Genomic DNA, 22,203 nt, shown 5'->3' with positions numbered 1-22,203 from the left:
GGAGGTGCTTGATATCGTGTCGACGCTTCAGCAGGTCGCTTTTCGTGCCGGCTGCTCGGTCGCAACCGCGAGCCGCGTGCTTAATCGCAATGGCCCCGTCAGCGACGAAATGGTGCGGCGCGTGCGCCGGGCAGCGGCGGAGCTCGGCTATCGCGCGGGCAGCCGCGCTGGCAGCGGTCGGCCTGCAATCGGCGTGCTTATTCCCAGCATCACGAACCCGGTCTTTGCCGCATCGCTTTCCAGTATTCAGAACAGGGCTGTTCATGCCGGCCACAGCGTTCTGATCGCGCAATCGAACTACGATCCGGCGCAGGAGGCGGATGCCGTCGCCTCGTTGTTGCAGCAGCAGCCGACCGGTCTCATCCTCACTGTCTGCGACGCCGAGCGTAGCCTTGCCTTGTCATCCGCCCTGCCGCCGACCGTTCTGCTCGGCAACCCGCCGACAGCGCGCTGTGGCGCAGCGGTTGCGACGGATAATTTCGGTGCGGGCCGGGATCTGACGGAACATCTCCTGCAAAAGGGCCATCGCCGCATTCTATTCATCTCCGGCCACTTTTCCGCATCCGATCGAGCGAAGCTGCGGTATGTCGGCTATGTCAAGGCGATGGAGGCGGCAGGACAGGAGCCTCTCGGCGCCCTTGAGATCTCTTTTGTGAACAGTCTGGAGCAGCTCGATCTTTCGGATGCGATTTCGCGCCTGCGGCCTACGGCGATCATCGCTTCCAACGACCTTCTGGCTCTGGGGGTGATGGGTGCGTTGCGCCGGCAGGGTTTTTCGATCCCGCACGATATTTCGGTCGCGGGCTTTGATGGTATCTCGCTCGGCTTTCTCGGGGAGGCTTCACTGACAACAGTGGAGATTCCGGATGGCACCATGGGAGCGGCGGCGGCCTCGCTGCTGCTCGACATGGCGGAAAATGCAGCACCGCCACGCCATCTCATCGTTCCCTACCGGCTGCGTCCCGGCGGCACGGTGCGCAATCTCGCCATCTAGAGCAATGCCGGCAAGGACACGCAGCAGTCTTGCGTCCGCGATTGCGTGAAACCACGAGATAGGCCGTCCCCACTTGTCGTCGAAACGCGAAAACGCCGCCTCCCTTGGGAAGCGGCGCCGATCTCAGGTCCGATCGAGCGGATCAGCTGCGCGGCAGCATTCCTTCGACGTCGGAGGCGGCATCATCAAGAGCCTCCTTCGGTGCGGCCGAGCCGTCGACGATACGCGAGAGATTGTCGACGATGGTCTGCGTGACCTTGACGCCGTTGGCACCCGGGAAGGCATACCACGGTGCCATGATCGGCATCTGGCTGAGGCCGGCCTGGAACAGCGGATTCTTCTTGTAGAAATCGCCGAGATATTCGGCCGACTTGGCAGCTAGCTCGTTGTTCGGAACGTAGCCGGTGCCGGGAACGACGACGGAGGCTCCATAGGGGCCGGCGGCGAACTTGGCGAACTTCCAGGCGGCTTCTTCCTTCACCGGATCATGGGTTAGGATGACGACGGCATTGCCGCCTGTGGGAAGGCGACCGTTGACCGGGTCGATCAGCGGGATCTTGGCGGTACGCAGGTCGAACTTGGTGCCGACATTCTTGATGGTGTTGACGAGAGCACCGGTGGTCTGGAATTCGAAGCCGACCTTGCCGGCAGCGAAAGCCTGTTCGCCTGCGGCCTTGGTGAAGACCGGCATGCCGCCTTCCTTCACGAAGCGCTGGATCATCTCGACGGCCTTCTGTCCTTCCGGACCGTTGAAGGCGACCTTGCTTTCGTCGTCGCTCAGCATCTTGCCGCCTGCGCCGAAGAGGAGGGCTGAGAACATCCAGTCGTCACCCTGCCAACGGAAGTCCATGCCGTCGACGCCGTTGCCGAGCGCCTTGATCTTCCCGGCGAGTGCGATGACTTCATCCCAGGTCTTCGGCGGGTTGTCCGGGTTGCCGCCCGCAGCCTTCACCAGATCGGCGTTGTAGTACATGATCGGGTTCGAAGTCGCAAAAGCAAGGCCGACCTGCTTGCCCTTGACCTGGGCGAGCTTCAGGATCGTATCCGAGAAGCCCTTCTCGGCCATGTTGCCCTCTTTCTTGACGAGGGGCCCGAGGTCGACGGCGACGTTGCGCTCGTCCATCATGCGCAGGCGGTTGAGGCCGATGAAGGTGACGTCGGGCATTTCGCTGGTGCCGGCCTGACGCAGGATGGTCTGGATACCTTCCTCATAGGTGGCCGAAGGAGCGGCGAACTGGATCTTGATATCCGGGTTTTCCTCCATGAACTTCTTCGAGATCGTGTCCATCACGTTCTTGAAGAAGCCGGGCATGGGGTAGTGAACCGTCAGGGTCGTTTCGGCGTAGGCCGGGACCGTCACGACCATCGAAATGGCCGCGGCGGCGAGAATCTGGGTGATATGCTTCATCGCTCGTTCTCCTGTCGAGCATGATGCCGAAAAGTGCATGCGGTTTTCGGACGACATCATGCTCTACTTCTTTGGTTCTAGAGCGGATTCAGATTTTAGATCGATGCGACCTGAAATCATCCGCTCTAGGCGAACCGATCAGCCTTTGAGACCGGTCATTGTGATGCCCTCGACGAAGCGCTTCTGTGCGAGAAGGAATGCCGCGACGAGGGGAAGGGTGATGATGAGGGTTGCCGCCATGAGCGCGCCGTAATCGTCGCCGGCCTCGGCCGCGCGGAAATACATGAGGCCCAGCGGTGGCGTGAAATAGTCCTGCTTGCTGATGACGATCAGCGGCCAGTAAAGGTCGTTCCAGTGCGCGACGACCGAGAAGATTGCGAAAGCCGTGACCGCCGGCCATGCATTCGGCACGATGACGCGGGCGACGATGCCGAGTTCCGACATACCGTCGAGACGAGCGGCATGGATCAGATCGTCAGGCATGGCGCGGAAGAACTGCAGGAACATGAAGATCGCGAAGACCGAGATCGAGAAGGGCGCGACGAGAGCCGTGTAGCTGTTCAGGAGCGACAGGTTGTTGAAGCCGACATAGAGCGGCAGCGCCGTCGCATGGATCGGGATCAGCAGGCCGAGCATGATCAGCACCATCATGACGCGGGCAGCCGGGAACTTTAGCTTTGCCATGGCGTAGGCGCAGGGAATGGCGATCAGCACCTGGAAGAAGAAGATCAGCCCACAGACGAGGACGCCGTTGAACAGCAACGTCCCCATCGAAACCTTGCTCAGCGCCTTGGCGATGTTCTCGACGTAGAAGAAATGCGTCGGGATCAGCTTCAATGCGGAGGTGAAAATATCGTCCTGCGCCTTGCCGGCCGTCGAGATCATGAAGATGTATGGCCCCAGGAAGATGAGCGAGCCGAGGATCAGCAGAGAGAGGCGCAGGATGCGGCCGGGAGTGAAGCCTGTCGAGGTCATGTGTAATGCACCTGCCGGTCTTGGACGCGATATTGCAGGAAGGTCAGCACCACGAGGATGGCGAGAAATACCGTCGTCATCGCCGAGGCATAGCCGACCCGCAGATAGACGAAGCCTTCCTGGTAGATGGTGAAGAGCAGGACTTCCGAGGCATGGTTCGGACCGCCATCGGTCAGAGCTTTCACTGTGTCGAATACCTTCACCGCATTGATGATGCTGATTGTGGTGACGAAGAGCGTCGTTGGCCCGAGCATCGGCCAGGTCACCAGCCAGAAGCGGTCGAATGACGATTTCGCGCCATCCACTTCAGCTGCGGCGTAAAGCTCGCGCGGGATGGCGGTCAGGCCGGCGAGAAACAACACCATGTTGAAGCCGACCGACTGCCAGACGCCGATGATCGAAAGGCTATAGAGCGCCGTCGCCGACGAGCCGAGCCAGTTCGGTCCGCGCACGCCGATCTCGCCGAGTAGCGCGTTGATCGGACCGATTGTGGGATGGAAGAGATACTGCCACACGGTCGCCATAGCGACGATCAGCGAGGCGACGGGCAGGAAATAGGCCGTGCGGAAGAAGCTGCGGCCGATGCCTTCGCTTTCGATCAAAAGCGCGACACCGAGGCCGAGTACGATCGAGACGGGTGCGACGATGGCGGTATAGGTCGCCGTATTCCAGAGCGATTTGATGAAGGCGCGATCTTTGAGCAGATGCGCATAGTTTTCAAAGGCGACGAAACGCAGACTTTTGTCGCCGAGCTGAAAATCCGTAAAGCCGAGTACGACGACGGCGATGATCGGCACGATGATGAAGAGCACGATCAGGATGATGGCGGGTAGCGCGAAGAGGAGAGCCGTACGAGCTTCGCTTCGTTCGCGGGCCGCGGCCGTCTGCATTGGCAGGGACGTGGCGGCAATGCTAGCCATGCGCCTTCTCCCTGCGAGCATCAGCGGTCGTCGGGACGGCGCGCAGGCGACGGCCGTCTTCGGCAAAAACCAGGGCCTGCTCGGCTGCAAGCGAGAGTGCGACGGGCATGCCGGCAGAGAGGCCGGCGGCCTCGGCTGGTGCGAGCTTGACGATCATGGTTTCGCCGATGGCGTCGAGTTTGGCATAGAGGATGACCTCGGAGCCGAGGAACTCCATGCGCTCGATATGGGCTGCAAGTGCATCCTGGCGATTCTGAGCGAGGCTCACAAATTCTGGGCGGATGCCGAGCGTGACGTTGTTGCCGGCAAAGCTGCTGTCTTCGAGCGCCAGGCGGATGCCGCCGAAGGCGACGATGCCGTTTTCCGCGAGCGCCGGCAGCAGATTGATGCGCGGCTGGCCGACAAAGCGGGCAACTTCGACATGAGCGGGATCGTCGTAGATCGTCTGCGGCGAGGCAAGCTGCAGCAGCTGACCGCCTATCATGACGGCGACGCGATCTGCCATCGATAGCGCTTCGGCCTGGTCATGTGTGACATAGACAGTCGGCACACCGGCGCGGCGATGCAGATCGACGATCTCGCCGCGGGCGTGGACGCGCAGATTGGCATCGAGATTGGAAAGGGGCTCGTCCATGAGGAAAACGGCGGGACGGCGCACCATGGCGCGTGCCAGCGCGACGCGCTGACGCTGGCCGCCGGACATCTGCCCCGGCTTGCGGTCGAGCAAATGGTCGATCTTCAGCGATGTCGCCATTTCGCGCACGTCGCGGATGATGCCGGTGCGCGCTGCGCGCTGGCCGGGGATCAGCGAGCCGACGAACGGCAGGCGCTGGACACGCGACAGGCGGCGCATGGCGAGCGGCACGGCGATGTTTTCCGAAGCCGTCAGATGCGGATAGAGCGCGTAGGACTGGAAGACCATGGCGATATTGCGGTCGGCTGCCGCAACGCCTGATACGTCGCTGCCGCCGAGGATGATTTCGCCGCTATCGGCGTGATCGAGGCCGGCGAGGATGCGCAGCAGCGTGCTTTTGCCGCAGCCCGAGGGGCCAACGAGAGCGATGAATTCGCCCGGCTGAACGTCGAGATCGACGCCCTTGAGGATGGCGTTGCCGCCGAAGGATTTGGCGATGCCGCGAAGCGAGAGTGCACTCATTCGGCCGGTTCCTTCTTTGCCTTCGGGGCTGCCTGCGGATAGACTTCCATGACGACGTCATCGAGGAAGTAGGCGGTCATGCCGGGTACAGCGACGAGCTCGGTCGACACTGTCTCGCCAAGCTCGTGGACCGCCGCGCCGATCAGCCGCTCGCCGGGCATTTCGCGTTCCATCTTGTCGAGGATGAAGGCGCCGGGCGGTGCCCAGACCAGGTTCGTATCGTTGAAGCGGCCTTCCCAGGTCCAGTGAAGGTGGCCGCTGCCGAAGAGGGCGACGTCATGGGCTGATATCAGATCGTAGAGACGGCGGCGCTGCGACGGGCGCACGCTCCAGTAACCGGTATCGCCTTCATCCGGCGCATCGACGAAGAGCGGCTTGTGGGCAAAGATGGCGACGCGTCGTTCGCCACGGTTTTCGAGTATCTCCTGCAACCAGTCGAACTGCTTCTGCTCTTCGGCATCGTCGAAGCCCATCAGCAGGCTGTTGAGGCCGATCAGTCGCCAGCTGTCGACATCCTTTGCCCAATAGTCGGGGCCGACGAGGCGGCGCCAGCGGTCCAGCCGCTCGGGGTTTACCGGCTGATGAGAGCCAGGCAGGTGGCCCACATCGTGGTTGCCAGGGACGATCAGCATCGGCACGGAAATTTGGCGCATCAGATCCATGGAGAAGATGAGGTCTTCATCCTTGTCGGCGCCGTCGACGCTCAGATCGCCGGTATGAATAACGAGATCGGCGCCGCTCGCCTCGATCCATTTCGCCAGCGGCTCCCAATTGCCGTTGAAATGCGGCTTGCTGGGGCTCAAATGCGTGTCGGTGATCTGGATGATCTTCAAGGCGCGTCTCCGGAGTCTTCAAAACAGGTGCGCCGGCAAAGGGATTGCCTTCAAACCGACGCGTCTCTGTGCTCTCTTTAGAAGGCGCCCATGTCAGTAAGGTAACGGGTGTTTTCAGCTGTTTTTCAGTTTTGTCACATCACCGTCAAACGGCGTCATCCTTCGCCGCGAGATGAATTGAGGCCTGTACGCGCCATGTTCGGGTGATATAGATCGTTGCCGAAGAGGATTGGATATGTCAGACGAAGAGAGCCGCATCACGACACTCGAGGAGACGGTCGCCTATCAGGCGAAGACGATCGAGGAATTGTCCGACCAACTTGCGGAGCAATGGAAGGTGGTCGAGCAGACGCGCCAGAAGCTCGATCGGCTGACCGAGCGCTTCCTGACGCTCGAAGAACAGTCACTCGACGCGCCTGCCATCACCAAGCCGCCGCACTACTGACCAGCGCCTGCGCTTCTTCACGTTTCGGTGTTACACGCGGGGGTGTGTAACAAAAGTGCCTGTCTCCCCGTATTCCTTTATGACCGGAGCATTGCCATTGCGGTCGAGAGGATATCATCATGAAGACTCTATCGACGGATCTGATCCGCATTTATTCGGGACGTGTCACCCGCTTCGCCGGCCTTACGGCTGCGGCTATCTTGCTTGCCGGCGTTGCGCTGCAACTTGTCGGCCGCGCCTCGGCTGACGAGGCTCGTGTCATACCTGCGCCAACCATGGATGAGAAGGCAGGATCTGCCGCCACGGAAACCGCGGTGCTTGCCGGCGGTTGCTTCTGGGGCGTGCAGGGCGTGTTCCAGCACGTCAACGGCGTCGTTAGCGCGACATCGGGCTATACCGGTGGCAGCAAGAATGCGGCCCATTATGAAATGGTGAGCGGCGGCGACACCGGACATGCCGAATCCGTGCGCATCGTCTTCGATCCCCACAAGGTTAGCTACGGCCACCTGCTGCAGATCTACTTCTCTGTGGCGCATGATCCGACCGAGCTGAATTATCAGGGACCCGACACCGGTACGCAATATCGTTCCGCCATTTTCCCGACCAGCCAGTCGCAGGCCGATATAGCCCACGCCTATATCGAGCAGCTCAATCACGCCAAGGTCTTCGACGCCAAAATCGTCACCAAGATCGAGCCTGCGCGGCAGTTTTATGCCGCGGAGAACTACCATCAGGATTTCCTGACGACGCATCCAACCTATCCCTATATCGTGATCAACGATCTGCCGAAGATCAAGAACCTGCAGCATCTCTTTCCCAGCGACTACCGGGCCGACCCGGTTCTGGTGACTGCGAGCGCCGGCGCGAACTGACCAACGGAGTGATCGGCTGACCCGCGAGCGATGTCCGCCGGTCACGGCCGCCTTGCAAGAAATGCTCGTTACTCGCTGCGTGTCTGGTGTATTTCTGCGCGACCTGACATTCATCGAGAGTGCGCTTCGCCATGATCGTCCGCGACCGGCCGAATCTTTTCCAGCTTTTCTTCATCCTCCGCGGTTCGATCATCCGGCGCATTCTGCCGCAGATCATTGCCATCTTCCTTTTGTCCATGCTCATCGTCTGGGGCCATGAGGAACGGCCGAACCTCATTATATCCTTCAACGGTTCGGCGCTTTCGCTGCTCGGCATCGCGCTTTCGATCTTCCTCGGCTTTCGCAACAATGCTTGCTACGACCGTTGGTGGGAGGGCCGCAAGGATTGGGGGCAGCTCGTCTATCTCGCGCGCGGTTTCGCGCGCCAGACACTGGTGCTGGAGAGCGCGGGCGAACCGGGCATCGAGGCGCGCAAGAACCTACTGCGCCTGACCATGGCCTTCGCGCAGGCGCTGGTCTGTCTTTTGCGGTCTGGCAGTGATGAGAGCAAGGTGTTGCGTCTGCTCACTCCAAGCGAAGCTGAGTTCTACCGGGCAGCCCGCATCGGGCCTGATCTCATTCTACGTCTCATGTCCGCCGATCTCGCACGGCTAAAAGGGGCAGGGGCGATTTCGGATATCCAGTATCAGATGCTGGATATCACCATCGGCCAGATGGGGGCGGCGCAGGCTGCCTGCGAGCGCCTCCGCAATACGCCGCTGCCCTTCGGCTATACGCTGCTTCTGCATCGCACCGCCTATCTCTTCTGCTTCCTGCTACCCTTCGGCTATGTCGATACGCTCGGCTGGGGCTCGCCCTTCGTCACGGCTCTGATCGCTTACACCTTCTTCGGTCTCGATGCCTTGGGCGACGAGCTGGAGGATCCTTTCGGCCGCCGTCCCAACGCGCTCGCCATCGGTGCTCTTGCCGACACGATTGAGATCAATCTGCGAGAGGCGCTTGGCGAAACCGATCTGCCGCCGCTGCCGCAGCCGAAGGATTTCGTGCTGATGTAAAAAATCAACAAAAAATATTCGTCGGGCCATGGAATAGAATCCGGAGTGGTTCCGTATATAGGTGTATGGAACGCAAAGGACGCACATTCGATGTTTTGGGGCAGCTCGGTTCGCTGAGACGTTATGCCCGGTCGCTCGTGCGCAATGCGGACGATGCCGAGGATCTGGTGCATGACGCGCTGGTCAAGGCCTATGAGCGGAAGGCGTCTTTCCGGCGTGACGGCAATCTGCGCACCTGGCTGCTGTCGATCCTGCACAATGTGCATATCGACCGCATCCGCCAGAAGAAGTCGCTGAACCGTCGTCACGAGGAGGCGGCGGCCGAGATCGAGCCGGCATTGCCTGCGCCGCAGGATCATACGGTGCGCTTGAGTCAGGTCCGCGAAGCTTTCTTCGGTCTGCCCGAGGAACAGCGCGAGGCGCTGCATCTGGTGGCGATCGAGGATCTCTCCTATCAGGAGGCGGCAGCTGCCCTTGGCATTCCTGTCGGTACACTGATGTCCCGCATTGCGCGGGCTCGCGCCAGCCTGCGCAATTTCGAGGAGGCTAGCTCCAAGGTTTCACATCTGCGGCTTATCGAGGGAGGCGGCAATGAAAAACGTTGATCCGATCATCGATACCGATCTCGACGCCTATGTCGATGGCGAGCTGTCGGTCGCCCGCCGTGTCGAGGTGGAATCCTATCTTTCGGAGCATCCGGAGATCGCCGCCAAGGTGATGGCGGATATGAGTATTCGCGGCGAGCTGCGCATGGCGCTGGCCGGCGAAAGCCCGGTGCTCAAGGCAGAAACGCGCGAAGCCGCACGGCGGCTGGAGCGCGGGCTGGTCTACGGGCGCATGTTCGGCTCGTTCCAGCGGGTTGCCGCCGTTGCCATGCTGGTGACGACCGGTTGGATTGCGCATACGTCCTTCGGCGCATTTACTGCCAGCACAGTCAATGCCTCCGTGCCAGCCCCGGCTTTCGTCGACGATGCGGTCCGCGCTTACAAGACGACCGCGGTGCGGGAAGAGATCAAGCCGCAAACGGCGGCCGAGAATTACAATCCGGAAGAAATTCGTGCATCGACAGCGATCGTCCTGCCGGATCTGCCGGGCGACTGGCGCGTTACCGACGCGCAGATTTATCCGTCCGAGTTCGGTCCGAGCGTCGAAATGATGGTCGATGCCGGCGAGGATGGGCATTTGTCACTTTTCGCCGTCCGTCCGGGCAATTTCGCCGTCCAGGACGTCAGCCACGTCAAGCGTGACGACGTCCAGGCTGCCTACTGGCAGATCGGTGAAGTCGCCTATGCATTGATCGGCAACGGCAAGGCGGGGCAGCTCGATGGCGATGCCAAGAAGCTTGCCCGAAGCCTCTATTAGTTTGAATTGAAGGAGAACGACCATGAATCCGACCAATCCGCGATACGGCTACGGAGCCGGCGCAGGCTCGCAGGCGCTCTTCGACGAAGGTCTGCGCCAGCACATGCTGCGGGTGTACAACTACATGGCCATCGGCCTAGTCGTGACGGGTATCGTCGCGCTGATCGTCGGTACGACGCCGGCGCTCTACGTGCCGATCTTCCAGACGCCGCTGAAATGGGTCGTCATGCTGGCGCCACTCGCCTTCGTGTTCTTCTTCTCGTTCCGTATTCAGTCCATGTCGGCAAGCACGGCGCAGACGATGTTCTGGGTGTTCTGTGCGGTCATGGGCTTGTCGCTGGCCTCGGTCTTCCTCGTCTTCACCGGCACGAGCATTGCGCGCACCTTCTTCATCGCCGCGACCATGTTCGGCGCGACCAGCCTCTACGGCTACACGACGAAGCGTGACCTTTCCAACATCGGTTCGTTCCTGATGATGGGTCTGTTCGGCGTGGTCATCGCCAGCATCGTCAATATTTTCCTGGGTTCGAGCGCTCTGCAGTTCGCTATCTCGGTCATCGGTATCGTCGTCTTCGTCGGTCTGACCGCATGGGATACGCAGAACATCAAGGAACAGTATGCCGAGAACCACGATCAGGAATCGCAGCAGAAGCTTGCCGTCTTCGGTGCCCTGTCGCTCTACCTGAACTTCGTCAACATCTTCCAGCTGCTGCTGAACCTCACCGGCGAACGGGAGTAAGTCTGAAATTGCCTGCTTGAGCATGATCTCAGCTAAAGGGCACTCCACGCCTTTGGTGATCATGTTCTGGGAATGCGTCTCCCTGGGGGCTTGTTGAGACGCATGACGCGCCTGCAGTATCTGCGCCGATACTGCAGGCGCTATTTTTTTGATGAACAGGAAATCGGTTCAACGCCAACATCGGGAGTTTCGCCGCACCGTTGAAGCGCGGCGAGGCCAGCCTGATGAAGGAGGTCGGTTTCGCAGCCATCTTCGCCGCCGAGCGGCAAAGGGGAAAGGTGCCGAACTTAAGAAGAGCACTGGTCAAAGAAAAGGCCCGGTAGCGCGGATCTGCAGCAACCGGGCCTTCAATCATTTTGGGATGTCTGGCCCTTCGTCCGTCAGGAAAGGGCCATCATTCTACCACTCGGCGACGCTGCCGTCCTCGTGACGCCAGACCGGGTTGCGCCAGCGATGGCCTTCCTTAGCGCGCTCAATGACATAGGCCTCATCGACTTCGATGCCGAGGCCCGGACCCTGCGGGATCGAGACGAAGCCGTCGGCATAGTGGAACACCTCCTTGTTGGAGATGTAGTCGAGGATGTCGTTGCCCTTGTTGTAGTGGATGCCGAGGCTCTGCTCCTGAATGAAGGCGTTATAGCTGACCGCATCGACCTGCAGGCAGGCGGCAAGCGCAATCGGGCCGAGTGGGCAATGCGGGGCCAGCGCCACGTCATAGGCTTCGGCCATGGCCGCGATCTTGCGGCACTCGGTGATGCCGCCGGCATGGGAAAGATCAGGCTGGAGAATGTCGACATAGCCATCCGAGAGGACCGACTTGAAATCCCAGCGCGAATAGAGGCGCTCGCCAAGCGCGATCGGCGTCGAGCAATGATTTGCGATTTCCTTCAGCGCCTCGCGGTTTTCCGACAGCACCGGCTCCTCGATGAAGAGCAGCTTGTAGGGCTCGAGCTCCTTGGCGAGAACCTTGGCCATCGGCCGATGGACGCGACCATGGAAATCGACGCCGATGCCGACATAGGGGCCGATCGCCTCGCGGATGGTGGCGATGGTCTCGACTGCTTTTTCCACCTTGTCATAGGTGTCGACGATCTGCATTTCCTCGCAGCCGTTGAGCTTGATCGCCTTGAAGCCGCGAGCAACGACTTCCTTGGCATTGTTGGCGACGTCGGAAGGACGGTCGCCGCCGATCCAGGAGTAAACCTTGATCTTGTCGCGCACCTGGCCGCCGAGCAGCGAATGAACCGGCTGGCCGAGTGCCTTGCCCTTGATGTCCCAGAGCGCCTGGTCGATGCCGGCAAGCGCCGACATGTGTACTGCGCCGCCGCGATAGAAGCCGGCGCGATACATGACGTTCCAGTGATCCTCGATCAGGAAAGGATCCTTGCCGATCAGGTAGTCCTCGAGCTCGTGGACGGCCGCCTGCACGGTCAGCGCACGGCCTTCCACCACAGGCTCGCCCCAGCCGACGATGCCTTCATCCGTCTCGATCTTCAGGAACAGCCACCGTGGCGGCACTATATAGGACGTCAGTTTCGTGATCTTCATGGGATTGCTTCCACTTCGGCTTCGGATTGTATCAGCGGCGCGGCGCCGCGGAGGTCGGAGGTTCGAAATTTGTTTTTCGCCCGCCTTCCGGCCCTCGTTCGGCGGCAAGGTCACGGGCGGCGAGATCGAGCATGCGATTGGCACAGTCACGGGCGGCGGCGCGGTCGCGCAGGCGCAGCGCCTCCACCAACTGGCCGTGCACGACGATCGCCTCGTCGCGGCTGTAGGCGGCGACGTTCGAGGCGTGTAGCGCATATCTGAGGCCGGCATGCATGGCGCTCGACAGGCGGCGGAACACCTGATTGTGGCTGGCGCTCAACAAGACTTTATGGAAAGTCACGTCGGCTTCGGTGAAGCTTTCGGGGTCGTGGCTGCTATCGCGCATCTGCCGCCAGGCATTGTCGAGATCGGCAATTTCCTGGGCAGTGGCCCGCTCCGCTGCATATTCGGCAGCAGCAGGCTCGATGGTGCGGCGCGCCTCCAGAATGGAGCCGAGAATATCGAACGCCGCGATATAAGGTCCCATCCATTCGAGCACGTTCTGATCGAGGATGTTCCAGTCGTCCTTTTCGCAGACGGAGGTGCCGATGCGCGGCTTGCCACGAACGAGGCCTTTGGATTCCAATACTTTAAGGGATTCGCGGATCACCGTGCGGCTGACGCCATACATCGCGCAGAGATCGTTCTCCCGCGGCAGAAGCGAACCCGAGGGATAGCGTTCCGAGCAGATGTCTTCGGCGATCGAGGCTGTCACGCTCTTGCGGACGCGTGGTCGGCGCGCCGGCTCAGCCGCGGAGGCACGCCCCTGTCCTTCAATCGAATCCACCCTATCTCCTCCGGATCAATGTGCGCGCGGGACATATCCTGCGATGTCGGAGCCGATACCCAAGCGCATTTCCTATCGAAGCCAAGATACTCCAATCATCATACATTAGCAACGATATTGTATGATGATTAAGTGGCATCAACCTATCGCGGACAGGAACAATTCGCTGTCTTGCGCTTTGTCGAAGTCGGCGACGTTCCTGTTATGGCTGCGTCGTCTTCGACGGATAGAAGGATTAGGATGTCCGCGCGGCGTGCGTAATTGTCGCCGCCGGATCATCGCGGGAGGCGAGGATTCTGCTTCCAAAGCTCAGCTCAACGACAAGGAGGACGACATGCAGATCAATCGTACAGGTTCGGCTCAATGGTCCGGCGGTTTGAAGGATGGCAAAGGCCAGATCTCGACCCAGAGCGGTGCGCTCAACAACTACCCTTATGGTTTTGCCAGCCGCTTCGAAGGCGTCCCCGGCACCAATCCGGAAGAGCTGATCGGGGCTGCGCATGCCGGCTGCTTCACCATGGCTCTGTCGCTGATCCTCAATGAGGCTGGTTTCACCGCCGAGAGCATGGAAACGACTGCTAAGGTGACGCTTGAAAGTGTCGAGGGTGGCTTTGCCATCACCGCAGTCCATCTGGCCTTGAAGGGCCGGATCCCCGGCGCCGACGAAGCCACGTTTACCGAACTCGCCAACAAGGCTAAGGCTGGTTGCCCGGTCTCGAAGGCTCTCGCTTCCGTTCCCATCTCGCTGGAAGTTCACTCTGTCTGACAGGGCTGTTTCGGCTTTTGCGCCGCGCTGGTTGGCGCGGCGCGTTTCGTATATATTCCGCATTCGGGCATTGGGCTGTCATTCATTGGAATGCGGTGCCCAGGGGAGGGGCGAATGTCAGGAATTCTTTTAATTCACGTCGTCATAAGCTTGATTGCCATCGTGAGCGGCATCGTCGTCGCGCAGGGCTTTCTTACCGCCAACCGTCACGACCGGTCGACGATGCTCTATATGGTCACGACCATTCTCACCAGCTTGACCGGTTTTCTGTTTCTGTTTCACGGTGTCACGCCCGCGATCATTGTCGGCAGTCTCTGTGTTCTCATTTTCATACCGACCGCGCTGGCGCGCTACAGGTTTCATCTGGCCGGCATCTGGCGGCCTGTCTTCGTGGTGGGTGCCTTGGTGCTGCTCTTCTTCAACTGTCTGGTGCTGATCATACAGTCGTTTCAGAAGATACCGGCACTCAATGCGCTGGCGCCCAACGGTAACGAACCGCCGATCGTTGCGGCGCAGCTGGCGCTGCTGGTGGCCTGCCTGCTCGTGGGTTATCTCAGCATTCGTCGCTTCCGCCCGAGACTTATGGGTATCTGATCCGGCGCCTGCCGCTCGCACAACAGAATTTGGGACGCTTCCGCGCGATTGCGCGGAGCGTTTGCGATCACTTAACCCTTGTTTCAGGTTGTCGGGCGCATTCTCGGCATATTCATTAGCATTCAAAAACTGCCTGCGGTTGTAGGCGATTTCGTTGACATCGGCGCCTTGATGGTTTACGAGTGACGAAAATTGAAAATCGTCACTCGTAAACCATCAGGTTCTGTTCATGCTCGATCTTCCCGATGTCAGCGCCGACCCTGCGCGCCAGGAAAACATCGCGCGCATTCTCGATGCGGCTGAAAAACTCTTTCGCCACTACGGTTATAGCAAGACCAACGTGGCCGACATTGCCCGCGACCTCGGCATGTCGACGGCGAATATCTATCGTTTCTTCGGTTCGAAAACGGAGATCCATCAGGCCATTTGCGGGCGGATGCTTGAGCAGAGCTACCAGATGGCGCTTGCGATCCGCAAACAGCCGATCAGCGCGGCCGACCGGCTGCGGGCCTATACGATGGGTCAATACAGAATAACCGTGGAGAACATGCTCGATGAGCAGAAGGTGCATGAGATGGTCGTTGTCGCCATCGAACGCGAATGGCACGTCATCGAAAAATTCATCGAACGCATCCAGGAGCTGACTGGCGAGATCATCGCCGAGGGGATCGCCGCCGGCGAGTTCGTCGAGCAGGATCCGCATATCGCAGCCATGTGCTACGGCGCAGCGACCGTCAATCTCTGTCACCCGCAGATGGTGGCACAGTGCCTCAATAAGACACACGAGGCCAGACCCGAAGATATTATCGAGTTCGCCATCAGGGCCTTGAAAAAATAACACTGCGCGCACCGGATGGCCGGCGCGCTTTCACTCTTTTGTTCGACTAGGAGAGCGACATGGTTTCGCTGACGACCAACACCCTACGGGCCTTCGCCGGCGCGGCTTTCATTGCCGCCCTCGGGCTCGGACTTTCTGGCTGCAATGAGAAGAAGGAAGAGACGGCGGAAGTCATCCGGCCGGTGAAGGTGGTCGAGATTGCCAAGGCGGATACGACACGCAAGCTCGATTATTCCGGTGCAGTCAAGGCGCGGACGGATATGAACCTCGGCTTCCGGGTCAATGGCAAGATCGTCGAGCGCAAGGTGGATATCGGCCAGAGAGTGAAGCCGGGCGACGTGCTCGCCCGCATCGATCCGACGGATTATACGCTTGCCGTACGCCGCTCGCAGGCAAGTCTGGATTCGGCGGAAAAGCAGGTGCAGACGGCCGAGCTTGCCCGCAATCGTGCGCAGGCACTCTTCGACAAGAACGTCACCTCCAAGTCGCAGCTAGAACAAGCGGAGCTCTCCTATGAGCAAGCCGTTTCGTCGCGCGATTCCGCTGCTTCCGCACTGACAGAGGCCAAGAACCAGGTTGCCTACACCGATTTGACGTCCGACATGAACGGCATCGTCACGACAATCAATGCCGATGTCGGCCAGGTGGTCGCCTCGGGCACGCCGGTTGTCACCGTTGCCGTTGATGGTGAGAAAGAAGTGCAGGTTGCGGTGCCGGAAATGGACATCGCCCAGTTCAAGGTCGGCAAGAACGTCAAGGCCCGCTTCTGGTCCGACGCAGCCCTCGTGCTGGATGGAAAGGTGCGGGAAGTTTCCGGCAGCGCCGATCAGTCGCGTACCTTCGCCGTGCGTGTCAGCCTGCCGAACGATGCGCGCGTGCTGCTCGGCATGACTGCGACGATCGAGGCGCTCGCCGACAATACCCAGCCCTATGTTTCCATTCCGCTGAGCGCGCTTGCGCAGAAGGACGGACAGAAGATCGTCTGGCTCGTCGATCGCAGCGCCGGAACGGTTCATTCCCGCGCCATCAAGGTTGCCGATTTCGCCGATGACGGCGTCAGGATCGCCGATGGTCTCAAGGCCGGCGATGTCGTCGTTGCCGCGGGCACGCAATTCATGACCGAGAACATGAAGGTCAAGCTTTCGGCTGCGTCAGCCCAGCAGGCCTCCGCTGAAACCAAAGCCGCTTCGGCGGATATCGTACGCTGACCCGGATCGAGGGGACGACATCATGTCCATCAATAGCACCTCTGGCGAGAGGAAGCGGTTCAATCTGTCGCGTTGGGCGATCGCCCATCCCAGCATTGCGCGTTTCCTGTTCGGGCTCATCATCATCGCAGGCGCGCTCGGCCTGACCCATATGGGCCAGAAGGAAGACCCAGATTTCACCTTCCGCGTCATGGTCGTGCAGACCGTGTGGCCCGGCGCTTCCTTGCAGGACATGGAAGACCAGGTGGTCAACAAGATCGAGCGCAAGCTGCAGGAAACGCCGCATCTCGATTGGGTCAAATCCTACACCCGCGCCGGCTTTGCCATCACTACCGTCCAGATCAAGGGCGATACCAACACGGCCGAGGTGAAGGATGCCTTCTACCAGATCCGCAAGAAGGTAGGCGATATCGGCAACGAGCTGCCGTCCGGCCTGCTCGGCCCCTATTTCAATGATGAATTCGGCGACACCTTCATCACGCTGCATTCGATCAGCGGCGACGGCTATAGCTATCCGGAGCTGAAGAAATTTGCCATCCAGGCGCGCGACATGCTGCTTTCGACACCCGGTGTCGAGAAGGCTACCATCATCGGCGACCAGGCGGAGCAGATCTATATCGATGTCTCCTCCAAGGTTCTGGCAGAGCGTGGATTGACGCTCAACGACTTGAGAAATGCCATCGTCGGTCAGAACAATGTCGACCCCGCCGGCAATGTCGATACCAGCACGCGCTCGGTACGCATCTCGGTCGGGGGCGACGTCAACAAGATCGAAGACATCAAGAACCTGCGGCTGACCGCTGGCGGCCAGGTCACGCGCCTCGGCGATATCGCCAGCGTCACCGCCGGTCTGCAAGATCCTTACACCGCGAAGTTCCTCTACAACGGTCATCCGAGCGTGCAGCTGGGCGTCGTCATGGCTCCGGGCTTCAAGGTGACCGATGTCGGCAAATCCGTCGAGGAGACCTATAAGCGCTTCGAAGCCTCGCTGCCGGTCGGCGTTCAGGTCGACCAGATCGCCAACCAACCTGACGTTGTCACCGATGCAATCAGCGAGTTCATGCATGCGCTCGGCGAAGCTCTCGTTATCGTGCTGATCGTCTCGTTCCTTTCGATCGGCTGGCGTTCGGGCCTCGTGATCGCGATCGCCATTCCGTTGGTGCTCGCCGCCACCTTTGCCATCATGTACGAACTCGGCATCGATCTGCAGCGTATCTCGCTTGGTGCGCTCATCATCGCGCTCGGCCTGCTGGTCGATGACGCCATGATCGTGGTCGAGCTCATGGAGCGCAAGCTGGAGGAGGGGCTGGTGAAGCTCGATGCTGCCAGCTTTGCCTATTCCTCGACCGCGTTTCCGATGCTTACCGGCACATTGATCACCACGGCCGGCTTCATTCCGGTGGGCTTTGCGGCATCGACGGCCGGCGAGTATGTCCGCTCGCTGTTCTACGTCGTCGGCATTGCGCTCGTCGTCTCCTGGTTCGTGGCCGTTTATTTCACGCCATGGCTCGGTTACATGATCCTCAAGCAGCGGCATCATGCCGGCGAGCATCATGACGTGTTCGATACGCGCTTCTATCGCCGCCTGCATTCGTCGGTCGCATGGGCCGTACGTCATCGCGTCATCGTCCTGCTTCTGACGCTTGCCGCCTTTGTCGGCAGCCTGTGGTCCTTCCAGTTCATTCCGCAGAACTTCTTCCCGCAGTCGTCACGTCCGGAAATTCTTGTGGACCTGTGGCTACCAGAAGGCACCAGCATCAAGGAAGTCGAGCGCCAGGCTCAGGCTCTGGAAGCACGCATGGCCGACGATCCGGACAAGCGTTTCATCGCCACCTATGTCGGCCAGGGCGCGCCGCGCTTCTTCCTGCCGCTCGACCAGCAGCTGACGAACCCGAACTATGCCCAGCTGCTGGTCATGGCCAAGGATGAGCCGGCCCGCGAGCGATTGATTGCCAAGATGCGCAACATTCTGGCAGAGGACTTCCCTGCCGTCCGCGGCAAGGTCGACCGCCTGTTCCTTGGTCCGCCTACCGGCTGGCCCGTGCAGATGCGCGTCATGGGTCCGGATCGGCAGGAAGTTCGCCACATAGCCGATCAGGTGAAGCAACGCTTTGCCCAGAATCCGCTGCTCGGCGCCATCCATGACGACTGGCTCGAGCAGGTGCCTGCCATGAAATTGGTCATCGACCAGGATCGTGCCCGCGCTCTCGGCGTCACCTCGCAGCGTATCCGCCAGATGCTGCAGGCCTCCATGTCCGGCTTCACGCTCGACAATTATCGCGAAGGCGAAGAAACCGTCGGGATCGTTGCCCGCGAGCCGGAGGAGAGCCGCCATCTGCTGACCTCGGTCAACTCGATCTATATCCCGACAGACTCGGGCGGTTTCGTTCCGCTGTCGCAGGTCGCCAAGATCGTGCCCGTCATGGAGCAGGGCATCGAGTGGCGCCGTGACCGCCTGCCGACCATCACCGTGCGGGCAACCTTGCCCGACAATGTGCAGTCGAACGACGTGACGGCCAAGCTCTACAATGACATGTCCGATCTTCGGAACAGCCTGCCGGCCGGCTACAAGGTCGAGATCCAGGGCGGTGCCGAAGACAGCGCCGAAAGCCAGGCCTCGATTGCCGCCAAGGCGCCGATCATGCTCGTGATCATCGTCGTGCTCCTGATGGCGCAGCTGCAGCACTTCGGCAAGGCGATGCTGGTGCTGGCGACCGGTCCGCTTGGCATTATCGGTGCGGCGGTAGCTCTCTTGATCAGCGGTGCGCCTTTCGGCTTCGTGGCGATCCTCGGCGTCATCGCGCTGCTCGGCATCATCATCCGCAACTCGATTATCCTCGTCGACCAGATCGACCAGGATATCGCGGCGGGGATGGAGCGAAGCGAGGCGATCATCGGCTCGGCCGTGCGTCGTTTCCGGCCGATCATGCTGACGGCACTGACGGCCGTGCTGGCGCTGATCCCGATCTCGCGCGGCGTCTTCTGGGGTCCTCTCGCCTATGCGATGATGGGCGGCATCCTGGTGGCGACGATCCTGACGATCTTCGTGCTGCCCGCCGGCTATGCCTTGTTCTTCGGCCGCGAACCGAAGCACAAGTCGACAGAGCCGCCAGCCAAGGATCAGGCCGAAGAGCAGGATAATACTATCCAGCTGCCGCCGGCTGTGGCGGCGGAGTGAGGCCCTTGAAAGACAAACCCCGGCTTCTGGCCGGGGTTTTCGTTTGGGTTGCCTAGAGCAATTCCAGGAAAAGTGCGCAGCGGGTTTCCGTCCGGAATTGCGTGATAACAAAAAGATGGAGCATTTTCGCGACTCGAAGAAAAGCAGAAAGGCTCTAGAATGGTGGCAGGATCGTTTGCTTGCCGTCGGCGATCTTGAGAACCGTCAGTGTTCCACCCATGGAGACGGCGGTGTCGATGCCGATGCGGCCATGGCCAAAGACCGGCTCAGGGCCTGGTGTGTGACCGTGAACCACCAGCAGCGGCAATTGCGGGCCATCCCACAGGAAGGGCTCACGGATCCACATCAGGTCCTCATCGGTCTGATCAGCCAGCGGTATGCCCGGCCTGACGCCGGCATGGACGAACAGGGTCGAGCCCAGCGTGACGGCTCCGGCAAGAGATCGCAACAGATCGACATGCGCCGGCGGCATCGCCTTGAGCGTCAGGTCGCGCAGCTCCGTCAGGCTGCCACCTCTGGCGCCCAGGATCTCGTTCGCATCCACACCATAAGAAGCGAGCGTCGGTAGCGCGCCGAAGAACTCGACCCAGCGGCTGTTGGCGTCGGGGTTCTCCAGAAAGCGCAGGAAGACGTCGTCGTGATTGCCGCAAAGCGCGTAGCGGTCGAAGCCCTCGGGCGGCGGCGCGCAGAGATGGGCCAGCACATCGCTGGAATGCGGGCCGCGATCGATATAATCGCCCAGAAACATCAGCAGTTTCCGGCCAGGAATGCCACGGGCATCCTCGACGATGCGCTGTTGAGCTTTCGCCATGTCGTGGTAGCAGCCGTGAATATCGCTCATTGCATAGACCGCGGCATAATCGCGCCCCGTGAGGTCTATACGATCCCGTTGATGTTGCATGAAATCGACCGTTTCCCGCCGGGTTGAGCCTGACGGCCACGGCGGTTCAATTGCTTGAAATAGTTTTGAGAAACCCGCTTTGGGCGAGTCTGCACGTGACGGTATTCCAAGCTGCGGCCGGCCGCAAGTCATGCTGGCGCCGCCCTCGATCGGAAAGGATGAAATGGCGGGAGATTTCATCGACGCATCCGGAAGTCACGCCTCCTGCGCAACCTCCGAGTGGCCACAACGCTTAGCCGCGATAGGCGGCTTCGAGGCCTGCGATGTCGAGCTTGACCATCTGCATCATCGCCTGCATGACGCGGGCTGCCTTGGCCTTGTCCGGATCGGCAATATATTTGATGAGAATCGTCGGCACGATCTGCCACGAGACGCCGTAGCGGTCCGTTATCCAGCCGCATGCCACAGGCTTTCCGCCATCTGCAAGGCCGTTCCAGAGACGATCGACTTCGGTTTGATCGGCGCAATCCACCGCCAGTGAAATCGAATGGTTGAACTCGACATGGCTAGCACCGTTCAGCGCCATGAAACGCTGACCGGCAAGCGTGAAGCTGACGACCAGAACCTGATCGGGTTTGCCGGAGGGCGTGTCGATGACGTTCTTCTGCACATGATCGATCCGGGAATCCGGGAAGAGCGAGACATAGAAATTCGCTGCTTCCTCCGCTTCTCGCGCAAACCAAAGGCATGGGGCAATCTTGGACATGGCGTGCTCCTCTCTCCGATTGAACGTCCTTAGGACGAAGGAAGAGCGATGAGGCCGACAAGGTTCCGGAATTTTTTTGAAGCCTTGCCGGCCGCCGGGCTGTTAGACTAGGCGTCCGCCACCATCGATATGCAAGATTTCTCCCGTCATGAAGCGGTTTGCCATCAGGAACAGGATTGCCTGGGCGATATCCTCGGGCCTGCCGATATTGCGGCTGGGCAGGGTCGCGGCGGTTTGTTCAAGGACCTGTCGCTTAGCTTCGCCCATCAATCCGTCGAGCAGCGGCGTATCCACCCATCCCGGCGATACCGCGTTGATGCGCATCGGCGACAATTCGAGAGCGAGGGCGCGTACCGTGCTCTCGACCGCGGCGACCGCCGCCGCCACGACGGCACCGATCGCGGCTGGGCGGGTGGCGAATTGTCCTGAGGTCATCGTGATCGAACTTGCGGGATGGAGAAGCGGAAGAGCGGCCTTGAGGGCGAGTAGCGGGCCGGTCAGTCGTTCGCTGATGACCTTCGAGAGATCCGCCTCCGACTGATCCTTGAGCGACTGCAGGTGCACCGTTCCGGCCGTGATCAGCAGATGATCGATCCTGTCGATCCCGGCAAATATCGCCGGCTGCGGGGCCGCAATATCCGCAACGATCCGGGTCGCGCCGCCGATCGCTTCGGCAGCGTCTCGAAGGCGTTCAGGATTGCGCGATACCAGAAAGAGGTTCGCGCCGGCATTCTTGGCCTGTCTGGCGGTTGCCAGGCCGATACCCGAGGAGCCGCCGATGATGACGATATTCTGTCCCTGGAACGAGTGGGACTGCGTATTTTCGATTGGAATAGTGCTGGTCTGCAAGGCTGGTTCTCCGGTTGGATAGTTGACCGG

At 60.4% G+C, this 22,203-nt stretch carries 22 protein-coding genes; 12 read left to right on the top strand and 10 right to left on the bottom strand.

The genetic code is table 11. The features are described 5' to 3' along the window. Nucleotides 1–16: 16 nt before the first annotated feature. Complete coding sequence (locus QD461_RS26000; RefSeq protein ID WP_414090240.1) at nucleotides 17–994, top strand: substrate-binding domain-containing protein; 978 nt, start codon at nucleotides 17–19, stop codon at nucleotides 992–994. A gap of 142 nt (nucleotides 995–1,136) precedes the next feature. Here QD461_RS26000 and QD461_RS25995 read toward each other — a convergent pair whose 3' ends face one another. The 5 genes from QD461_RS25995 to QD461_RS25975 form a co-directional block, all read right to left on the bottom strand. Continuing rightward, nucleotides 1,137–2,402: an ABC transporter substrate-binding protein gene (locus QD461_RS25995; RefSeq protein ID WP_184711366.1), complete on the bottom strand. Its 1,266-nt coding sequence runs from the start codon at nucleotides 2,400–2,402 to the stop codon at nucleotides 1,137–1,139. 138 nt (nucleotides 2,403–2,540) lie between these two features. Continuing rightward, on the bottom strand, nucleotides 2,541–3,377 hold the full coding sequence (locus QD461_RS25990; protein WP_414090225.1) for a carbohydrate ABC transporter permease: 837 nt from the start codon (nucleotides 3,375–3,377) through the stop codon (nucleotides 2,541–2,543). After that, nucleotides 3,374–4,297 (bottom strand): carbohydrate ABC transporter permease, encoded by a 924-nt coding sequence (locus tag QD461_RS25985; RefSeq protein WP_414090224.1) that lies wholly within the window; start codon nucleotides 4,295–4,297, stop codon nucleotides 3,374–3,376. Before QD461_RS25985 ends, QD461_RS25990 begins: the two co-directional genes overlap by 4 nt. Further along, entirely contained in the window at nucleotides 4,290–5,453 is a 1,164-nt protein-coding gene (locus tag QD461_RS25980) for an ABC transporter ATP-binding protein (protein ID WP_414090223.1), read from the bottom strand. The genes QD461_RS25985 and QD461_RS25980 overlap by 8 nt, the downstream gene beginning before the upstream one ends. Then, nucleotides 5,450–6,286: a metallophosphoesterase family protein gene (locus QD461_RS25975; protein ID WP_414090222.1), complete on the bottom strand. Its 837-nt coding sequence runs from the start codon at nucleotides 6,284–6,286 to the stop codon at nucleotides 5,450–5,452. The genes QD461_RS25980 and QD461_RS25975 overlap by 4 nt, the downstream gene beginning before the upstream one ends. A 235-nt stretch (nucleotides 6,287–6,521) precedes the next feature. Here QD461_RS25975 and QD461_RS25970 point away from each other — a divergent pair, with 235 nt between their 5' ends. The 6 genes from QD461_RS25970 to QD461_RS25945 all read left to right on the top strand — a co-directional run bounded on the left by QD461_RS25970 (nucleotide 6,522) and on the right by QD461_RS25945 (nucleotide 10,759). After that, the gene (locus QD461_RS25970; RefSeq protein ID WP_414090221.1) at nucleotides 6,522–6,731 is read left to right on the top strand and encodes a SlyX family protein; all 210 of its coding nucleotides are present in this window, start codon (nucleotides 6,522–6,524) and stop codon (nucleotides 6,729–6,731) included. Nucleotides 6,732–6,850: 119 nt separating this feature from the next. Next, a complete protein-coding gene (gene msrA / locus QD461_RS25965) occupies nucleotides 6,851–7,603 on the top strand; it encodes a peptide-methionine (S)-S-oxide reductase MsrA (RefSeq protein WP_414090220.1) in 753 nt (250 codons plus the stop codon). Between the two features lie 131 nt (nucleotides 7,604–7,734). Then, a complete protein-coding gene (locus tag QD461_RS25960) occupies nucleotides 7,735–8,658 on the top strand; it encodes a bestrophin family protein (RefSeq protein ID WP_414090219.1) in 924 nt (307 codons plus the stop codon). Nucleotides 8,659–8,723: 65 nt separating this feature from the next. Beyond that, complete coding sequence (locus QD461_RS25955; protein ID WP_414090218.1) at nucleotides 8,724–9,263, top strand: sigma-70 family RNA polymerase sigma factor; 540 nt, start codon at nucleotides 8,724–8,726, stop codon at nucleotides 9,261–9,263. After that, complete coding sequence (locus QD461_RS25950) at nucleotides 9,250–10,020, top strand: anti-sigma factor family protein (RefSeq protein ID WP_414090217.1); 771 nt, start codon at nucleotides 9,250–9,252, stop codon at nucleotides 10,018–10,020. The genes QD461_RS25955 and QD461_RS25950 overlap by 14 nt, the downstream gene beginning before the upstream one ends. A 22-nt stretch (nucleotides 10,021–10,042) precedes the next feature. Beyond that, nucleotides 10,043–10,759 (top strand): Bax inhibitor-1/YccA family protein, encoded by a 717-nt coding sequence (locus tag QD461_RS25945; RefSeq protein WP_414090216.1) that lies wholly within the window; start codon nucleotides 10,043–10,045, stop codon nucleotides 10,757–10,759. Between the two features lie 399 nt (nucleotides 10,760–11,158). Here QD461_RS25945 and dgoD read toward each other — a convergent pair whose 3' ends face one another. Then, a complete protein-coding gene (dgoD, locus tag QD461_RS25940) occupies nucleotides 11,159–12,307 on the bottom strand; it encodes a galactonate dehydratase (RefSeq protein WP_414090215.1) in 1,149 nt (382 codons plus the stop codon). Between the two features lie 31 nt (nucleotides 12,308–12,338). Beyond that, nucleotides 12,339–13,133 (bottom strand): FadR/GntR family transcriptional regulator, encoded by a 795-nt coding sequence (locus QD461_RS25935; protein WP_414090214.1) that lies wholly within the window; start codon nucleotides 13,131–13,133, stop codon nucleotides 12,339–12,341. A 334-nt stretch (nucleotides 13,134–13,467) separates the two neighbouring features. On the opposite strand from QD461_RS25935, the gene QD461_RS25930 reads away from it, so the two are divergent. The 5 genes from QD461_RS25930 to QD461_RS25910 all read left to right on the top strand — a co-directional run bounded on the left by QD461_RS25930 (nucleotide 13,468) and on the right by QD461_RS25910 (nucleotide 19,717). Next, complete coding sequence (locus QD461_RS25930) at nucleotides 13,468–13,899, top strand: OsmC family protein (RefSeq protein ID WP_414090213.1); 432 nt, start codon at nucleotides 13,468–13,470, stop codon at nucleotides 13,897–13,899. Nucleotides 13,900–14,013: 114 nt separating this feature from the next. Beyond that, nucleotides 14,014–14,493, top strand: coding sequence for a hypothetical protein (locus tag QD461_RS25925; RefSeq protein WP_414090212.1), 480 nt, complete (start codon nucleotides 14,014–14,016; stop codon nucleotides 14,491–14,493). A 229-nt stretch (nucleotides 14,494–14,722) separates the two neighbouring features. Further along, nucleotides 14,723–15,331 (top strand): TetR family transcriptional regulator, encoded by a 609-nt coding sequence (locus QD461_RS25920; RefSeq protein WP_184711394.1) that lies wholly within the window; start codon nucleotides 14,723–14,725, stop codon nucleotides 15,329–15,331. 59 nt (nucleotides 15,332–15,390) lie between these two features. Then, complete coding sequence (locus tag QD461_RS25915; protein WP_414090211.1) at nucleotides 15,391–16,539, top strand: efflux RND transporter periplasmic adaptor subunit; 1,149 nt, start codon at nucleotides 15,391–15,393, stop codon at nucleotides 16,537–16,539. A gap of 22 nt (nucleotides 16,540–16,561) precedes the next feature. After that, entirely contained in the window at nucleotides 16,562–19,717 is a 3,156-nt protein-coding gene (locus QD461_RS25910) for an efflux RND transporter permease subunit (RefSeq protein ID WP_414090210.1), read from the top strand. A gap of 154 nt (nucleotides 19,718–19,871) precedes the next feature. Here the strand turns inward: QD461_RS25910 and QD461_RS25905 are convergent, their stop codons facing one another. The 3 genes from QD461_RS25905 to QD461_RS25895 form a co-directional block, all read right to left on the bottom strand. After that, nucleotides 19,872–20,618 (bottom strand): metallophosphoesterase family protein, encoded by a 747-nt coding sequence (locus QD461_RS25905; protein ID WP_414090209.1) that lies wholly within the window; start codon nucleotides 20,616–20,618, stop codon nucleotides 19,872–19,874. Between the two features lie 232 nt (nucleotides 20,619–20,850). Continuing rightward, nucleotides 20,851–21,324, bottom strand: coding sequence for a VOC family protein (locus QD461_RS25900; protein WP_414090208.1), 474 nt, complete (start codon nucleotides 21,322–21,324; stop codon nucleotides 20,851–20,853). A 102-nt stretch (nucleotides 21,325–21,426) separates the two neighbouring features. Continuing rightward, a complete protein-coding gene (locus tag QD461_RS25895) occupies nucleotides 21,427–22,173 on the bottom strand; it encodes an SDR family oxidoreductase (RefSeq protein WP_414090207.1) in 747 nt (248 codons plus the stop codon). Nucleotides 22,174–22,203 lie beyond the last annotated feature (30 nt).

This window comes from Rhizobium sp. BR 314 (assembly GCF_047445805.1).
Classification (GTDB): Bacteria; Pseudomonadota; Alphaproteobacteria; order Rhizobiales; family Rhizobiaceae; genus Rhizobium; species Rhizobium lusitanum_B.
Note: the sequence above shows the minus strand (reverse complement) of the source record. Positions and strands in the feature narration are given on the sequence as shown.

What these genes read in the sequence shown, in the direction of transcription:
- QD461_RS25995 (WP_184711366.1), bottom strand. Translation starts at nt 2,402, where the DNA reads ATGAAGCATATCACCCAGATTCTCGCCGCCGCGGCCATTTCGATGGTC.
- QD461_RS25990 (WP_414090225.1), bottom strand. Translation starts at nt 3,377, where the DNA reads ATGACCTCGACAGGCTTCACTCCCGGCCGCATCCTGCGCCTCTCTCTG.
- QD461_RS25985 (WP_414090224.1), bottom strand. Translation starts at nt 4,297, where the DNA reads ATGGCTAGCATTGCCGCCACGTCCCTGCCAATGCAGACGGCCGCGGCC.
- QD461_RS25980 (WP_414090223.1), bottom strand. Translation starts at nt 5,453, where the DNA reads ATGAGTGCACTCTCGCTTCGCGGCATCGCCAAATCCTTCGGCGGCAAC.
- QD461_RS25970 (WP_414090221.1), top strand. Translation starts at nt 6,522, where the DNA reads ATGTCAGACGAAGAGAGCCGCATCACGACACTCGAGGAGACGGTCGCC.
- msrA (WP_414090220.1), top strand. Translation starts at nt 6,851, where the DNA reads ATGAAGACTCTATCGACGGATCTGATCCGCATTTATTCGGGACGTGTC.
- QD461_RS25960 (WP_414090219.1), top strand. Translation starts at nt 7,735, where the DNA reads ATGATCGTCCGCGACCGGCCGAATCTTTTCCAGCTTTTCTTCATCCTC.
- QD461_RS25955 (WP_414090218.1), top strand. Translation starts at nt 8,724, where the DNA reads ATGGAACGCAAAGGACGCACATTCGATGTTTTGGGGCAGCTCGGTTCG.
- QD461_RS25950 (WP_414090217.1), top strand. Translation starts at nt 9,250, where the DNA reads ATGAAAAACGTTGATCCGATCATCGATACCGATCTCGACGCCTATGTC.
- QD461_RS25945 (WP_414090216.1), top strand. Translation starts at nt 10,043, where the DNA reads ATGAATCCGACCAATCCGCGATACGGCTACGGAGCCGGCGCAGGCTCG.
- dgoD (WP_414090215.1), bottom strand. Translation starts at nt 12,307, where the DNA reads ATGAAGATCACGAAACTGACGTCCTATATAGTGCCGCCACGGTGGCTG.
- QD461_RS25930 (WP_414090213.1), top strand. Translation starts at nt 13,468, where the DNA reads ATGCAGATCAATCGTACAGGTTCGGCTCAATGGTCCGGCGGTTTGAAG.
- QD461_RS25925 (WP_414090212.1), top strand. Translation starts at nt 14,014, where the DNA reads ATGTCAGGAATTCTTTTAATTCACGTCGTCATAAGCTTGATTGCCATC.
- QD461_RS25920 (WP_184711394.1), top strand. Translation starts at nt 14,723, where the DNA reads ATGCTCGATCTTCCCGATGTCAGCGCCGACCCTGCGCGCCAGGAAAAC.
- QD461_RS25915 (WP_414090211.1), top strand. Translation starts at nt 15,391, where the DNA reads ATGGTTTCGCTGACGACCAACACCCTACGGGCCTTCGCCGGCGCGGCT.
- QD461_RS25910 (WP_414090210.1), top strand. Translation starts at nt 16,562, where the DNA reads ATGTCCATCAATAGCACCTCTGGCGAGAGGAAGCGGTTCAATCTGTCG.
- QD461_RS25905 (WP_414090209.1), bottom strand. Translation starts at nt 20,618, where the DNA reads ATGCAACATCAACGGGATCGTATAGACCTCACGGGGCGCGATTATGCC.
- QD461_RS25900 (WP_414090208.1), bottom strand. Translation starts at nt 21,324, where the DNA reads ATGTCCAAGATTGCCCCATGCCTTTGGTTTGCGCGAGAAGCGGAGGAA.